The organism is Streptomyces spinosisporus, from assembly GCF_022698145.1.
Classification (GTDB): domain Bacteria; phylum Actinomycetota; class Actinomycetes; order Streptomycetales; family Streptomycetaceae; genus Streptomyces; species Streptomyces spinosisporus.
In genome coordinates, this window is record NZ_JALDAX010000024.1 from 78,208 (window position 1) to 92,964 (window position 14,757).

Annotated in this window: 14 protein-coding genes and 1 pseudogene; 5 read left to right on the forward strand and 10 right to left on the reverse strand. The window is 67.1% G+C overall.

Features of this window, described 5'->3' with window-relative positions; genetic code table 11:
- Nucleotides 1-4: 4 nt before the first annotated feature.
- From MQN93_RS39345 to MQN93_RS44480, 4 genes and pseudogenes are all read right to left on the reverse strand, one after another.
- On the reverse strand, nucleotides 5-283 hold the full coding sequence (locus MQN93_RS39345) for a winged helix DNA-binding protein (RefSeq protein WP_242713263.1): 279 nt from the start codon (nucleotides 281-283) through the stop codon (nucleotides 5-7).
- A gap of 45 nt (nucleotides 284-328) precedes the next feature.
- Nucleotides 329-658 (reverse strand): hypothetical protein, encoded by a 330-nt coding sequence (locus MQN93_RS39350; RefSeq protein ID WP_242713264.1) that lies wholly within the window; start codon nucleotides 656-658, stop codon nucleotides 329-331.
- A 12-nt stretch (nucleotides 659-670) separates the two neighbouring features.
- Entirely contained in the window at nucleotides 671-1,606 is a 936-nt protein-coding gene (locus MQN93_RS39355) for an alpha/beta hydrolase-fold protein (RefSeq protein ID WP_242713265.1), read from the reverse strand.
- A gap of 60 nt (nucleotides 1,607-1,666) precedes the next feature.
- Nucleotides 1,667-1,726 (reverse strand): annotated as a pseudogene (locus tag MQN93_RS44480) (twin-arginine translocation signal domain-containing protein); the annotation flags it as partial.
- A gap of 480 nt (nucleotides 1,727-2,206) precedes the next feature.
- Between MQN93_RS44480 and MQN93_RS39360 the strand changes: the two are divergent.
- The gene (locus MQN93_RS39360) at nucleotides 2,207-3,361 is read left to right on the forward strand and encodes a hypothetical protein (protein WP_242713266.1); all 1,155 of its coding nucleotides are present in this window, start codon (nucleotides 2,207-2,209) and stop codon (nucleotides 3,359-3,361) included.
- 272 nt (nucleotides 3,362-3,633) lie between these two features.
- Nucleotides 3,634-4,191 carry a GNAT family N-acetyltransferase gene (locus MQN93_RS39365; RefSeq protein ID WP_242713267.1) on the forward strand — a complete coding sequence of 186 codons (558 nt, stop codon included), beginning with the start codon at nucleotides 3,634-3,636 and terminating at the stop codon, nucleotides 4,189-4,191.
- Nucleotides 4,192-4,571: 380 nt separating this feature from the next.
- Here the strand turns inward: MQN93_RS39365 and MQN93_RS39370 are convergent, their stop codons facing one another.
- Together MQN93_RS39370 and MQN93_RS39375 are read right to left on the reverse strand one after the other, a co-directional pair.
- A complete protein-coding gene (locus tag MQN93_RS39370) occupies nucleotides 4,572-5,540 on the reverse strand; it encodes an alpha/beta hydrolase (protein WP_242713268.1) in 969 nt (322 codons plus the stop codon).
- Nucleotides 5,541-5,610: 70 nt separating this feature from the next.
- Nucleotides 5,611-5,928, reverse strand: coding sequence for a putative quinol monooxygenase (locus tag MQN93_RS39375; protein WP_242713269.1), 318 nt, complete (start codon nucleotides 5,926-5,928; stop codon nucleotides 5,611-5,613).
- 144 nt (nucleotides 5,929-6,072) lie between these two features.
- Here MQN93_RS39375 and MQN93_RS39380 point away from each other — a divergent pair, with 144 nt between their 5' ends.
- A complete protein-coding gene (locus MQN93_RS39380) occupies nucleotides 6,073-6,978 on the forward strand; it encodes an AraC family transcriptional regulator (protein WP_242713270.1) in 906 nt (301 codons plus the stop codon).
- A 279-nt stretch (nucleotides 6,979-7,257) separates the two neighbouring features.
- On the opposite strand, the gene MQN93_RS39385 is transcribed toward MQN93_RS39380, so the two are convergent.
- Nucleotides 7,258-9,009: an alpha-1,3-galactosidase-related protein gene (locus MQN93_RS39385; RefSeq protein WP_242713271.1), complete on the reverse strand. Its 1,752-nt coding sequence runs from the start codon at nucleotides 9,007-9,009 to the stop codon at nucleotides 7,258-7,260.
- A gap of 239 nt (nucleotides 9,010-9,248) precedes the next feature.
- Nucleotides 9,249-10,247 carry a LacI family DNA-binding transcriptional regulator gene (locus MQN93_RS39390; RefSeq protein WP_242713272.1) on the reverse strand — a complete coding sequence of 333 codons (999 nt, stop codon included), beginning with the start codon at nucleotides 10,245-10,247 and terminating at the stop codon, nucleotides 9,249-9,251.
- Between the two features lie 284 nt (nucleotides 10,248-10,531).
- Between MQN93_RS39390 and MQN93_RS39395 the strand changes: the two genes are divergently transcribed.
- Complete coding sequence (locus MQN93_RS39395) at nucleotides 10,532-12,529, forward strand: carbohydrate-binding protein (RefSeq protein WP_242713273.1); 1,998 nt, start codon at nucleotides 10,532-10,534, stop codon at nucleotides 12,527-12,529.
- A gap of 405 nt (nucleotides 12,530-12,934) precedes the next feature.
- Here the strand turns inward: MQN93_RS39395 and MQN93_RS39400 are convergent, their stop codons facing one another.
- On the reverse strand, nucleotides 12,935-13,321 hold the full coding sequence (locus MQN93_RS39400) for an amidohydrolase family protein (protein WP_308404518.1): 387 nt from the start codon (nucleotides 13,319-13,321) through the stop codon (nucleotides 12,935-12,937).
- 3 nt (nucleotides 13,322-13,324) lie between these two features.
- Nucleotides 13,325-13,978, reverse strand: a complete 654-nt coding sequence (locus MQN93_RS39405) for a TetR/AcrR family transcriptional regulator (RefSeq protein WP_016432587.1) — start codon at nucleotides 13,976-13,978, stop codon at nucleotides 13,325-13,327.
- Between the two features lie 188 nt (nucleotides 13,979-14,166).
- On the opposite strand from MQN93_RS39405, the gene MQN93_RS39410 reads away from it, so the two are divergent.
- Nucleotides 14,167-14,715 (forward strand): carboxymuconolactone decarboxylase family protein, encoded by a 549-nt coding sequence (locus MQN93_RS39410; RefSeq protein ID WP_242713275.1) that lies wholly within the window; start codon nucleotides 14,167-14,169, stop codon nucleotides 14,713-14,715.
- Nucleotides 14,716-14,757 lie beyond the last annotated feature (42 nt).

A 14,757-nucleotide genomic window follows, 5' to 3' on the forward strand; every position in this document is an offset into this window, starting at 1 on the left:
ATGATCAACCGCTGTTGTTAGAGCCAGTAAGCGGTCCGGCTCCGCCGCAGCGTCCGTAGCAGGGTGTCGATGACCTGGCCCGCAGTTCGCGCAACTGGCGGTAGTGCTGGTCGCCCAAGGACTGGTGAATGCGCTGCTCAAGGTCGCTGACGATCTGCTCGGCCTTGGTCCGTTCGTCCCGGCCGCTGTCGGTCAGGTGAAGTTCTCGGATGTTGCGGCGCCGTGGATGGATACGGCGTTCGATGAGTCCCCGATCGCTCAGTTTGCCCACCAGGAGGGCCACCGCCTGCGGGGTGAGGGGAGCAGGCGCCCCCTCACCCCGCTCCGCTCACCGCGACTGCCGCATGATCCAGTCCCGGATCTCGGGGATCGCGTAGGCGATGCGCCAGGTGCCCATGTGCGCGCTGATGCCCGAGCCGGACGGGACGGTCGTGCCGGTCTGGAAGGAGGCGTGGTTCACCGGAGCCTTCTGCGCTTTCATACTGCGGACGTCGGCGGCGAACTGCGCGGCGGTGGACTGCCCGTCCCAGACAGCGGTGGCGACCGTCGTTCCCTCTTCCTGAATAACCTTGGTGATGGCGTTCTCGCCGGAGTAGGACTTGTCGTCGTCCTGGGAGACGACGATCCACAGCCTCTTCTCGGCGAGCGGCGCGGCCACGTCGGAGGGCCACTAGCCGGCCACGATGAACGCTGCCGCGAACAGGTCGGGATACTTGATGTTCAGACCGAGCGACATCATCGCGCCCATCGACTGGCCTGTGGTGTAACGCCGGTTGCTGTCGATGCTGTACTTCCTCGTCACCGCCTCGACGAGGTTGGCGGTGGCGTCGAACAGGGACGACGGCACATAGGTGTCGTCGACGACGACCGAGCCGTACTCCGGCGCCAGGACGAAGGCCTCGTGCTTGGCCTGGTCCTCGTCGCTCGCCCAGCACACGGCGCCCAGGCCCTGCACCAGCGGGCCTTGTGTGGCGACGTTGACGACGCTCGCGTCATGCATGAACAGCACCAGCGGATACTTCTTGCGGGGGTTGTAGTCCTTCGGCACGAACAGGTTGTACTTCAGGGTCTGTCCGGTCGCCGGGTCGTCGAACGTGAACTGCCGGAAGTCGTCGACAATCAGGTTCACCACCTTGCTGTTGGTCAGCACTGTGCCGTCGGCGGGGTAGCGGGTGCCGCGAATCGTGGTGACGGTGCCCTTCTGGGTCAGCGTCGCCTTCGCCGCCACGATGGTCCCGCCCGGCGTGCTGTCACCGACTTTCGGCCCGCCCGCGCCGGGGCCGCCGGAAGTGCTTGGGCTCGGGTCGGCGCTTGCACTGGCGGCGGAGCTGGACGGCGTACCCGATCCGGAGCCTTGCTGGGTCACCCACAATGCCGCCGCGTCATCGTCGGCCGAGAGCTCAACGATCACGTAGCGGCCGTTGCTGCCCCGCTCCGCGAGGTCTGCGGTCCTGTTCGCGTAGACCTTGGTGACTGTACGGCCGGTGACGGCGAAGGTGGAAGTCGACAGGGATGAGGTGTCGATGACCTGGTCGTATTCGACCGCAACCGCGATGAGTTTCTGGCCGTCTCCGAACACCTTCGTGATCGCGGTGACGCCGTGCACCCGGTCGGTGTTCGCACGCGTCTCCTGCGGGTCGTCGGAGACCGCTCCGTAAGCGACTCCGCCTGTCACGGCCAAAGCTCCTGCCGCCGCGGATCCGGCGATGAACGTACGCCTCTCCACCTGTGTCAACTCCTCGGTAGGGGAACGAGAACGTCAGCACGGGGAACCCTAGGAATTCCAACTGGCAAAAGACTGTGCGGAATTCAGCCACGACCGTTGAAACGGCCCATTTCTCACAGGTGACGCAGAGAATTGCTGGGCCAAGTCACTATTGCGCGCTGCGCAATCTCAGGTTACGCGCAGGGCGCTTTGTCTCGTGCATCGATCGCCGCAGCATCGGTGGCCTTCCGAACAACAGACATGAAGGAGCGTCGTGCATTACAAGACGAATGAGCGGGAGATGGACGACGGCGGTATTCATCGTCGTTCCTTCCTGAACGGTTCGCTCGCAGCCGCGGCCACAGCCGCGTCACTTGCGGGCGGGACTGCGGCCGCACAAGCGGCACAGGAAACAAGGCCTACGGCGGCGCTCAGGGCCGGTGCCGGCCGGCCGCGATCGACTTCCCGTCCTCCCTCCTGCCGCTCGACGGCTTCACCACCGTGCACGACGATCTCTACGTACGGATCCTGGTGCTGGAAAGCGGATCGCATCGCGTCGCCCTGGCCGTGCTGGACCTGACGTCGATCAGCGCCGAAGCGATTGCGGCCATGCGGACGATCATCTCCAAGTCGTCCGGGGTGGCACCGGCGGACGTCGTCGTCACCGTCACGCACACCTTTTCCGCCCCGCACGTTCAGGCGGCAAGCTCCTCGACAGGAGCGGCACAGTACGTGGAGCAGATCAAGCAGGCCACCTCGACGGCGGTCGCGGCCGCGGTCAAGGGTCTACGGCCCGCACGAGTCGGCTTCGGCGTCGGAGAGTGCGACGTCAACGTCAACCGGGACGTCCTGACCGCGGACGGCTGGTGGCTGGGCACCGCGGAGGCCGGCCCCTCCGACAAGAGCGTGGGTGTCACCCGCTTCGACGACGCGAACGGCCGCCCGATCGCCGTACTCTGCAACTACAGCGTCCAGTCCTCGGTGATGATGGAATCGGTCATGGCAAGCGGCGACCTGCCCATCACCGCCGACCTGGCCGGCGCGGCCGTACAGCACGTCGAGGACCAGTACGACGGCGACGTCGTGGGCTTCTTCCTCGTCGGCTCGTGCGGAGACCAGGCGCCCCAGTTCCGCTCCAAGCGGTACACCATCGACAAGGACAAGAACTGGTCGCAGGTGGACGCGAAGGACGCGGGCTGGATCCTGCTGACGGTGCAGGGCGAACGACTGGGCACCGAAGTCGTCCGAGTCGCCCAGACCATCAAAACCTCCCCCGGTACGAGACCCGTGGTGCGCCTGCACACCGACTCCGTCACCGTCGCCACGGTTCCTGCGGGACATCCGACGGGGCCGGTCAAGACGTACGACTTCACACCGACGGGCACCGCCGAGGTGCCGATCTGGGTGCTCAGAATCGGGGAGGGCGCCTACGTGGGGGTGTCTCCGGAGTTGTCCACCGACACCGCACTCGACATCAAGAAACACTCGCCTTTTGCGCACACCGCCGTCATGTCGATGCTGGAGGGCGGCGCCAAGAACATGGCGGAGACCCGGAGTTACGCCCGCATCACCTATGAGGCGATGGACTCTTCGTACGCCCAGGGAGCCGCCGAGACCGTCGCGGCGAAGATCGCCGACATACTGCACGCACTCTGATCGACACCTCGCGGGACTGCGAACTCTGGCCGGCCGCGCGATGCCGGGATTCTCGCGTCGACCTCGGCATCGACCGGAGGCCTCGTGCGGCTGGACCAGACGGGCCATGGTCGCGCCCGAATGCCCCTGTAGTCGACGATCTGGCTTCCCCGGTCGAGTGAACAGTTGCGGATCACCCACCCGCCGGGGGCCGGTCGAAACGGGAGGACCACGGCAGGCTCTTTGGCCCACCCGCGTCACGAGGAGCACTCCCCACGCGTAATACTCTCCGTATGAAACGAGGCATTACTCCCAGCAGTGAGCGTCACACGATACGACGCGCAGACGCTCGGGACGCCAAAGTGCTCACACGCCTCGTGCGAAGCTCACGCGCCTACGAAGGTCACTACGCAGCCATGGTGGCGGGCTACAGGGTCGGCCCTGACTACATCGCAGCCCACCGCGTCTTCGTGGCCGTGGCTCCCGACGCCGGGCAGGGCCAGGTCCTTGGGTTCTACTCGCTCGTTCTCGCTTCCGCGGAACTCGACCTGCTCTTCGTCGCAGATCGGGCGCAGGGGCAGGGCATCGGACGTCTGCTCGTCGACCACATGAAGTCCGAGGCCCGTGCCGCCTGCCTCGACCGTGTCCGAGTGGTGTCACACCCTCCCGCAGAGGGGTTCTACCGCGCCGTCGGAGCCGCACTCACCGGGACGGCACCCGCACGCCCACCCGCCGTCCCGTGGGACCGCCCCGAACTGGAATTCAACCTTCGAGCGGACAGGACCACGCCGGGCATTTTCGGGACGGCCGTCGCTCACGCCAGTGGGCACCTGCCGCAGAGCCCGCCGTGACGTACGGGCCGCCTGCCGAATCGGCGCCCCGCCGCACCAAGGACACGGCATGAGCAAACGCGCCTCCCGTACAGCTTCCCCAAGAGGGCGGCCGACGACCCTGCGCCCTCGCCGACAGCCGAGGGTGCTGTTGCGGAACGCCGGCCCATGACTGGCGCCACCGTTGGCCCCGCGAAGAGGTGACAGATCAGCGCCCAGTACAACGGGTAGTCCCGGAAGGTCAAAGTACGGTCCGGCTCGACGGTGAGCGCCGCTCCGCATTCGCCTGTCCATCCACCACAACGTCCGCTGCCACCCGTGGCGACGCCTCCGGGACACCGCCATAGGCGCGAATGATGGCCAGGGCGATCCGCGCTTTCCAGCCGACGGCATCGGCGGTGTTACGCGGCGCGGCGTGAGGCAAGGAGCCGGGCGAGCCAGTCTGTGCGGGTCCGGCGGGCTGTGGCAGAGATCTGTGCCTGCGGGTACAGGGCGTCGAAGCCGTGGAAGCCGCCCGCCCAGACATGGAGTTCTGCCTGGCCGCCGGCCGCCCAGATGCGGGTGGCGTATGCGGTGTCCTCGTCACGGAAGACTTCGGCGGAACCCGTGTCGATGTAGGTGGTCGGCAGGCCCGAGAGGTCGTCGGCCAGCGCGGGCGAGACGTAGGCCGAGACCTCACCGTCGGTGGCGTCACCTAGGACGGCGCGCCATCCGAACTCGTTCATCTCGCGAGTCCAGACACCTGGCTCACCGGAGTACTGGCGGCTGGAGGTGCTGGTGTTGCGGTGGTCGAGCATGGGACAGATCAGCATCTGGGCGGCGATCACCGGGGTGCCGAGGTCTCGGGCCAGCAGAGTGACCCCAGCCGCCAGGCCGCCGCCCGCGCTGGCGCCGGCGACGACGATCCGGCCGGGATCGATGCCCAGTTCCTCGGAGTGTTCAGAGATGTGGAGCAGTCCCTGGTAGCAGTCATCGACAAGGGTTGTGCCGGTGGCCTCGGGTGCCAGGCGGTAGTCCACGGAGACCACCACCGCTCCGAACTCGTCGAGCCACTCCAGCGGGATGTCGATCTGCGAGAAGCGATCACCCATCACCATCCCGCCGCCGTGCATCCAGTAGACGCAGGGTGCGGCAGTGGTCTGATCACGGTTCGCGGGGCTGAAGACCGACAAGGGAATCGGGGCACCGTCCTTGGCGAAAAAGGTGATCTCGCGGCGCTCGACCTGCCGTTGGGCGAGCAGGGACTCGACGGGTGTCGAGGGCAACTGGCGCAGTTGCGTGAGCACTTCGGGGCTGAGCTGGGACATCAGGGGCATGTCGGCGAGGAGGGTGCGCAGTTCGTGGTCCAGGGCGGGGCGTGCCATGGTCATGGTGTCGGCCTCTCGTGTGGTGGTGCCGTACGGTCGGGCGAGGATGCAGGCTGCGGGATCGATCCGGTGTTCAGAAGGCGGCCTTGCCGCGCACCGGGACGTGGTCGGTGTACTCGGACTCCCGAGCGAGCAGCGCCCCGATCTGCGCCACGATGGCCTGGGCGGCCTCGCCGGCGAAGATCCGGTGGTGATCCTGCCGACTGGTCCAGCCCTCGGCGACGTGAACGACGTCGGGGTTGGACGCGGAGCGGGAGACGAGATAGACGACACAGAATTCGCTCGCGCCGGGGTTGCCCTCGTTCAGGCCGGTCAGCAGCAGGTCGACGAGCCGGTCACCCATTCCGGGCTTGGCGGTCAGGGTGGCGCTGAATCCATAGTTGGCGATCATGGTTGCCTTCTTCGTCGGTGAGGGAGTGCGGTAGTCCCAGTCAACCGCCCTGACCTGCGAAAATGTTAGAACGATGCTCGCTCGCACTTGCACGATCCTCGCAAGGTCGGGAGTGCGGCCGCGCGATCGTGCTGCAATGGACGCATGGATCTGGAAGAGTTCCGCACTCTGCTGGCCCGGCACGCCCGCCCCGATTGGACCACCGCCATCGACGGCGTCCTGATCTCACGCGTCGACCGGCCGGATCCGCCGGCGCCCTCCATGTCCGGAACGGTGCTCGCGGTCATCGCCCAGGGAGCCAAGCGCCTCGCGCTGGGCGAGCGGGTGTACGAATACGGCGCCGGACAGTACCTGGTCGCATCCGTCGATCTGCCCGTCACCGGACAGTTCACCCAGGCCGACCCCGAGCAGCCCGCGCTGGGCTTCGGTCTGACGCTGGAACCGTCCGCCGTCGCGGAGTTGCTACTGCAGGCCGGCCTCGGGGACAGTCCTCGCTCCGGTGCGGGCGCGCCGTCCGGGATCGCCGTCAGCGACGCCCCGCCCGCCCTGCTCGACGCCGTGGTGCGACTGCTGCGCCTCCTCGACGAACCTCGCGACCGCGCCGTACTGGCCCCGCTGGTCAAACGCGAGATCCTGTGGCGTCTGATCACCGGCGAGCAGGGGGCGACGGTGCGCCACCTCGGCCTGGCCGACAGTGGCCTCAGCCACGTATCCCGCGCGGTGCGCTGGATCCGCGAACACTTCGCCGAACCCTTCCGGGTCGAGGACGTGGCACGCCTGTCCGGCATGAGCGCCTCCGCCTTCTACCGCAATTTCCAGGCGGTGACCGCGATGAGCCCCATCCAGTTCCAGAAACAGATCCGGCTTCAGGAGGCGCGGCTGCTGCTCGCCACCTACCCGGGCGACGTCACCGGAGTCGGCCGACGCGTCGGCTACGACAACCCCTCGCAGTTCAGCCGGGAGTACCGCCGCCAGTTCGGCGAGGCCCCGAGCAGGGATGCGGTCCGCCTGCGGGCCTCTGCGCGCACGCCCGTGGGTGTCCTGCCCTGAGCCGACGTGGGCGTGGAGGAGGAACGGGCAAGGCTCGCAGAGACCGTGTGGCGAACCGTCCATGACACCACCGGCCGGCAGCGATTCCCCGCCCTCCACGAGCAAAGACCGGCTCGCCTCCAAGGGCCGCAACACCCTCCGTGGACCTCGAGCCCGGTCGATCCCGTAGCGGACGGCCTCGCGAGTGCCGGCCACGGCGACCCGGTGAATGCGCTGCCCCTGTTGTGGCGCCCCGATCCACAGCCGTTTGTCGAGGTACTTGTCAGCCCTCAGCTCGCCTCAGTCCGAGACCACGGACGTGTTCAGGCCCTTGTCGTAATGGTTGTGCGCGATCCGGATGTCCGAACTGCCGTGGAAGACGAACAGCGGAGAACTGTAGGGCGGGTGGTCCGCCGTGTCCAGGCGCCGGAGGGTGTTGGCGGTGAAGGCGAAGCCACCGACGCTCTTGGCGTCGACGACAGTGACGTCACCGATGTCGAAGAAGTTGTGTTCGACCTTGATGTTGTGGTGCACCGGCTTCGCCGGGTCGACGACCTGGTTGGTCGGCTCCACGAAGATGACCGGTCCAGTGGGCCGGGTGAAGGAGTTTCCCCGGATCGTGAGGTCAGCCACAGGCCCGGACTCGTACCACTGGTAGGCGTCGGCGGAGACGTAGATGCTGGCCATGGACATCCCGTCGAACCGGTTGCCGGTGATGAGGACGGGTTTGCGGGTGGTGACCAGCACACCGCGGGTCGGCACGTTACGGAACACGTTGTCGGCGATGACGACCGACGGAGTGGCGGTGATGTTCTCGACGACGGTGCCGTTGATCTCGACACCGGCGGGAACCGGCCGGTCGAAGGTGACGGTCATCGTGGTCAGTGGCTTGTTGTGGTCCTGGCCGCTGGGCCCGTCGACCGCGGTGACCACCGCGTGTGCGTCGGCCAGGGGTGTCATGGTGCGCTTGGCGGTGAACTCGACCTCGTCACCGGGGGCGAACTGCGGGAACCCGGCTGTCTGCGGGTGTTCGTAGGCGAGCGTGAGGCTGGAGGGCCCGGGTCTGCCCACGACCTCGAGATAGGTGCCGTGGATGTTAATCGGGTCGTCATGCGGGCCGTCGAAGACGCTTCTTGTGATCGAGACCTTCCCCTTGACGCCGGACATCTGCACGAAGTCCGCGAACGACGCGGTGGAGCGGCCGGACGCCGGATCGGGGGCGAAGTTCACCCTGTCGATCGAGATGTTCTCGCTGAACTGCCCCACCACGCCGAAGGATTGTAGATAGCGGGCGTTCATCGAGCGCATCGTGACGTTCTTCGACTGCCAGATGAAAGCGCCCGGCTCCGTTCGTTCGATGAGGCGCATCTGGTAGACGAGCCCGGCATCCTCGGGCCGTGCCGTGGTCGTGTAGTCGATTCGAATCCGACGGTGGCCGAGGTCGGTGACCGCGGCGATGTCGTTGAACAGCGGGTTGTCCCCGCGCCAGGTCCGTTGTGCCTTGGGGTCGTGGATCTGCGTGTACTGCAGTCCGTCGACACCCGACCAGTACGGCTGCCCGGTGGCCGGGCTGGTCTCGCCGAGCCAGGCGATGTGTGTGCCGTCCACTCGGTACGGGCTGCCAGCGGGAATCGACAGGATGCGGTAGGCGTGTCCGTCGGTGACACCGGTGGAGGCGACACTCGCGTCGACGACCTCGGGGGCGGCGTACTCGAAGGAGAAGTTCGTAAAGGTCACGTTGGCCGAGCGGATCGATGCGAACGCCGTCTGCAGGCCGTGGTAGACGAGTTCGGCCCCGCCGCCGTCGATGGTGACGTCGTGCATGTCCTCGACAAGCAGCCCGATCCTCTTGTCCCGGTAACGCTGATCGGCGCCCACGGTGTTGGACACGTACAGCTCACGCGTCTCGGCCCGCTCCGGGTAGAGCTGGTAGGTGCCCTTCGAGAACACGACCCTGACCGGCCGGTGCATGCTCTTGGCGTGCCGCAGCGCCGCCTTGACGGCGGGCGTCGAGTCCGTCCGGCCCGTGGGGTCGGCTCCGTAGGCATCCACGTCGACCACCACCGCGGCCGGCTTCGGAGCTGCGGCGGCCGGCGGGCTCCCGCCACCCGTGAGCAACGCAAGTGCCAGCCCGAGAAACACGAACCGAGACATAGCCAGCCCCTCCGGAGCATCCGTGAGCCACAAACCTTGCAATGAACGTGCCGAGTTGCCGTCCTGTAGTCCCGCAGCACCGCCACGGGGGCGGACAGCGTGCGTGAGTTCTCAGCGCTCTACGAACGAGCGGTCCCCTACTCCTTCTTCGGTGCTGCCGTGCTCGCCCGGATCACCAGTTCCGGGTCGAAGAGGAGTTCACCGACAGGGACATCGCGGTTGCCGACCAGGGCGAGGATGCTGCGGGCCACCTCCGAGGACAGGCGGTCGGCCGGCTGGCGGACCGTGGTGAGCGGAGGATCGGTGAAGTCCATGATCATGGCGCCGTCGTAGCCGACGACCGACACATCACCCGGGACGTCGTACCCCTGACGGCGCGCACCGCGGATCGCACCGAGTGCCATGTAGTCGCTGGCCGCCACGATGGCCGTGGCGCCGCGGCCGAGAAGTGAGATGGCCGCGGACTGTCCGCCCTCGACGGTGTAGGACTGCCGGACCACCCACTGCTCCGGGTCTTCCACTCCGCGCCGGGCGAGTGAGGCGATGAAGCCGCTGACACGGCGGTCGGCCGGCCGGTTGCCGACCGGGCCCGACGCCATGCCGATACGGCGGTGACCGAGCCGGTGGAGGTGATCGACGGCGAGTTCGGCGGCCAATAGGTCGTCGGTGGAGAAGACCGGCGCCTCGGCTGCGCCCTCGAACTGGCCGTTGACCCCGACGAACGGGATCCTGCGCGAGCGCAGCAGCTCGTACGCCTGCGGGTCCGCCCCCTCGATCGTGTTGCTGGCGGAGAGGAACACGACGGCGGCCACACCGCGGTCGGCGAGGGAGGTCAGAAAGTCCAACTCCTGCACCCCGCCCGGGAAGCAGGGACACAGGATCGTTTTCAGGCCGTGCGGGGCGAGGGTCGACTCGATCCGTTCACAGACGTCGGCGAAGAACGGATTGGACACCAACTCGGTGATGACCGCGACAAGTTGCCCCCGCGTCTGGCGCTCGTACCCCAGGTCGGCCATCGCCTGCTCGACCGCCTCACGGGTCCTGCGGGACACGCCCTGGCGGCGGTTGATCACGCGGCTGACCGTGGCCTCGCTCACCTGCGCCCGGACCGCGACCTCGGTGATGCCGACCTTCATCCGGTTCTCTCCGTTTCCCGTGGGGCCAGCCGTAGATGATACGTCCCGCTCGTCAGGGACGATCGTGCCCACTGAACACGCGGTCCGGCTGGAAACTAACAAGCGCCTTACCCACTTGCAAGATGCCATGGAAAACTTTCAGCGATATCAACCGCTTCAGACAGCATGACGGTCACACTTCTTGCAGAGTTCTTCTGCATGACCATTGAAACGCCTCCTCGGCCCCTGCTAGCTTGCCGCCACTCGGCAGCCCCACCCGCCGTCACTGGAGACCGGGAGACCCGATGAAGCCCTCAAGGCTCATGCTGCTCACCGCTGTTGCCCTGATCATGTCGATGACCCCGGCGATGTCGGCCACAGCGGCGCCAGGAGCCGGCGGCGCGGCTTCCGCGTCGGGCACCGCTTCCGGCGCCCTCCCCCAACTGGCCCTGGACGACCCGGGCTTCGAGAACGGCGGCACGGGCTGGACCTTTGGACCCGGCACCGGGGTCGGCACCGGCAATTCCCACGGCGGCGCCCGTTTCCTCTACCTCGACGCGGGAACCGGAAAGAACGCCGAGCAGACCATCGTCGCGCCCCGCAACGGCATGTACGACTTCTCCGCGTGGGTGGCGAGCGCCGGCACCGGAGGCACGTACACGATTCGGCGCAACGGCGAGACCGTCGGCACGGTCGATCTGCCGGAGCTCGCCACGTATGCCCGTTACACCGTGAGCCGCGTCGAGTTGAAGGCCGGCGACCGGCTGGAGATCGCCTTCGGTTCGGGCAGCGGCTGGGTCAACGCCGACGACCTCATGATCTCCCCCGCCGCACCCGACGACCCCGTGGTCACCTCGTCCGACCCCGAGGTCGTCGCGATGTTCAACTGGGCCAAGAGAAAGGCCAACAGCTGGGTGCAGCTGCCCGGCACGACCGGCCCGATCAACGTCGACGAGAACCAGACCGGCGGCACCGGCACCGCGCGGTACGCGCCCACCTACTGGGCCGGATACGCCAACCGCAGCGCCTACTACTCCCGCGACATGACCCACCAGCTCGCCGGTGCCCATCTCCTCGGCCTCGACACCGAGAACGAGACCATGCTGCGCTCGTACGCAGCCTCCGCCACCGCCACGCACAAGTACTTCCCCGTCTGGTCGCTCAACTTCGACGCCAAGACGTACCTGAGCATCGACTACAAGAGCCCCGACAACTTCGTGCGTGAAGTGCCGGCCGTCTTCGAACTCGTGGAGAAGGCAGCCCAGGCGTACCTGTGGACCGGTGACCGTCGTTACGTGAACGATCCGGCACTGTGGGCCTTCTACCGGCACGCGACAGAGCAGTTCATCGACCTCCACAACTCCGCCAAGCCCAACGGGAAGGTCAAGGTCGCCGAAGGCACCGGCAACGGCATCTTCGCGGGCGCCGCCAGCTACAACGAACAGGACGGTGACGAGCTCGCCGAAGCCGGTGACACCATCGGTGCGGAGTACCAGGCCTATCTGGCGATGGCCATACTCGCTCACGGCAAGGGCGACACACAGCTCGCCCGGACGTACGAGCGGCGTGCCGCCGATCTGAAGACGTACTTCAACGACAACTGGAGCGGCAGTGGAAGCGGGGCCGACATGGTCCGCGCCTACACCACCTCCGGCGCCCCGGTCACCGGCTGGGGAAAGGAGAACAGCGTCTTCATGCCGATGAAACAGATCATCGACCCCGGCCCGCGCAACGACGCCTACCTCGACTACATCCAGGCTCAGGAGCTGGGGCCGCAGGGGTCGACCAACATCGAGTCGACCACGTATCTGCCCGACATGTTCTTCAAGAACAACCGCAACGACACCGCCTGGTCGTGGATGAAGAGGATCTACGGCGAGCGGGAACTGCAGCACGTCAACTCCCGCCAAGGTCCCAACGGCGACTACCCAGAAGTGTCGTTCACCCTGGTCAGCCAGACCATCGAGGGCCTGATGGGCATCGCACCGAACGCGGCGGACCACACGGTGACCACACAGTCGCGGCTGCCCCCGGGCATGAAGTGGCTCCAGGCGGCAGCCGTACCCGTGGGCACGAGCACCATCTCCGTCCGCCACGACGGCGCGACGAAGACCACCCTGACGAACAACGCCCGCAAGGGGTCCGTCCGTTGGGAAGCCCGCTTCCCCGGGACCCACAAGACGCTCAAGGTCAACGGCGTCGCCCAGCATGTGCGCACCAAGACGGTCGACGGCGTGACATACACGTACGCAACGACGACAGTGCGGGCGGGGGCGACAACGGCAGTACAGGTGTTGGACTGACGCGAGCACCGTGGGCCGACGGTGATCCCAGAGTCGGCCAGGTCGACTTCCGTTCCGCCCCGCCGCGACGACCTTGGTGAAGTCCAGTCGACCGCGGAGCTGGAGCACGGCATCCTCGATCACATCCAGTTGATGCAGGATGACCTTCATGTCCATGGCCCGCGTTCGCCAGAGGAGAGGCGCTTACGGAGTGCCGGAGTGCCAGGATCCAGGAACCGATGCAGCGCCTTGAAGCTCAGACGAGTGGGCCGCGTGGCCTCCCGGAAGCAGCAGCGGCGGACTCTGCACGTCGGCCAGGACAGGCCACGCTGGGCGAAATGGACTGTTCACCACGGGCAGTTGGCTACCGCGGACGCCAGTCCCCCACGGTAGCCACGAGTCCGGGCCCGCCGCCTGATTGTCCGCCTACCACGTTCCGGTGGTGGTGACCAGTCGACCGCCCACGACGGTGTGGGCGGGGTGGAGGTCGCGCAGGGCGTCGCCGGGGCAGTGGGCGGGGTCCTGGTCCCAGATGGTGAGGTCGGCGAGGCGGCCGGCGGTGAGCGTGCCGCGCACCTGGTCCTCGCCGGTCAGGCGGGCGGCGCCGGTGGTGTGCAGGGTGAGGGCTTCGTCATAGGTGATGGCGTGCTCGGGGCCCCTGACGCCGATCACGGTCTGCCGCGTCGTCATGCCGTACACGGAGCGCATGGCGCCGAACTGGCCGACCGGGAAGTCGGAGGCAGCACTGACCTGGGCACCCAGCCCGGAACGACGTGCACCGCGACTCGCGCCGTCGCCCCATACGCGTGGCAGCGGCTACCGAGCTTGGACTCCGTCGGCGTCGGGAGACGTCGCGAAGGTCTGCAGGTGGTCGATGGCCGCCTGCAACGCGTCCTTCAGTGGAGCGATGTCCCGCGCGACCTGGGCGAGGAGCATGCCGCCCTGGAAGGCGGCGAGGAACAGATGGGCCAGCTGCGCGGGGTTGGCCTCGGCGCTGATCCGGCCGAGTCGCTGCATGCGCTCGATTCCCTCGCGGAAGATCCCCCGCCACTGGTCGAACGCACTCGCCAGCTCATCGTGAACGTCGAGGTCCGTCTTGATGATCTCGCTCGCCAGGGAGCCGAGCGTGCAGCCTTCTTGGTAGGCGCGCTCGTAGCCGACGTAGAAATCCGCCCACTCCCGGAGCGCTTCGAGGTTGTCGAAGCCGGTGAACCGCTCGTCGCGGTGGAATGTGAGGACGCGCTCGGCCTGCCAGGCGATCACGGCCAGGACGAGACTCTCCTTGGTCGGGAAGTAGTGGTTGAGCTGCGATCCGCTGACGCCGGCGGCGCGGCGGAGCTGCTCGTTGTTCGTCGCGTGGACTCCCTTGGCGTAGATGAGTTCCGCGGCGTGCTCCACGATGCGGGCGCGCGTCGCCCGCCCCTTCGATGTGAGCTCGTGAGGCGCCGGAGCTGCCGTAGTCGTGACCATGCTTCGACGATACATCAGATTGGGCTTGACAGCCCAGAAACGAGTGGTGTTCACTCCAAGAAGTGGGCTGGACAGCCCAAAAAGGGTCGCAGGGATCGTCGTCATCACGGCGACCGGATCTCCGCAGCAGTAAGAACCGCCCTGGGCCCGACGCTGACCTTTCACAACTCACCGGAGGTTGATTCGCCATGTCACGCCTGACTGTTCCCTCTCCCGACGACGTCCCGGACGACGCGAAGGGCATCCTCGACACCATCGGCAGGCAGTTCGGCTTCGTCCCGAACATGTTCACGACCCTCGCGTCGAACCCGACCGTCCTCGACGTCGTCATGACCCTGCAGAACACCTTGAGCCGGGTACTGGACGCGAAGACGCGGCACACCATCGCACTGGCCGTGTCACAGGCCAACGACTGCGATTACTGCCTGGCGATGCACACCTACGTATCGTCCGAACTCGGCGGCATGTCGAGCGACGACATCGACCTGGCCCGGGCCGGCGGTTCGACCGACCCCCGGCGTGCCGCGGTCGCTCGTTTCGCTCAGCAGGTGGTGGAGAGCCGCGGTCAGGTCAGCGACGCCGACCTCGCGGCCGTGCGAGACGCCGGGTACACCGACGCGCAGATCCTGGCGATCGTGACGGTGGCGGTGCAGGTCCTGCTGACCAACTTCATCAACAACGTCAACCAGACCGACGTCGACATCCCCGCCGTCAACCCGGCCGCTACGACCGTCTGATCGCCGACGCTCGTCGCGTCCGCGCATTCAGCCGGCAACTCC

Coding starts and splice junctions, on each gene's coding strand:
- MQN93_RS39380 (WP_242713270.1), top strand. CDS start 6,073: ATGGATCTGGAAGAGTTCCGCACTCTGCTGGCCCGGCACGCCCGCCCC.
- MQN93_RS39395 (WP_242713273.1), top strand. CDS start 10,532: ATGAAGCCCTCAAGGCTCATGCTGCTCACCGCTGTTGCCCTGATCATG.
- MQN93_RS39390 (WP_242713272.1), bottom strand. CDS start 10,247: ATGAAGGTCGGCATCACCGAGGTCGCGGTCCGGGCGCAGGTGAGCGAG.
- MQN93_RS39375 (WP_242713269.1), bottom strand. CDS start 5,928: ATGATCGCCAACTATGGATTCAGCGCCACCCTGACCGCCAAGCCCGGA.
- MQN93_RS39410 (WP_242713275.1), top strand. CDS start 14,167: ATGTCACGCCTGACTGTTCCCTCTCCCGACGACGTCCCGGACGACGCG.
- MQN93_RS39365 (WP_242713267.1), top strand. CDS start 3,634: ATGAAACGAGGCATTACTCCCAGCAGTGAGCGTCACACGATACGACGC.
- MQN93_RS39370 (WP_242713268.1), bottom strand. CDS start 5,540: ATGACCATGGCACGCCCCGCCCTGGACCACGAACTGCGCACCCTCCTC.
- MQN93_RS39405 (WP_016432587.1), bottom strand. CDS start 13,978: ATGGTCACGACTACGGCAGCTCCGGCGCCTCACGAGCTCACATCGAAG.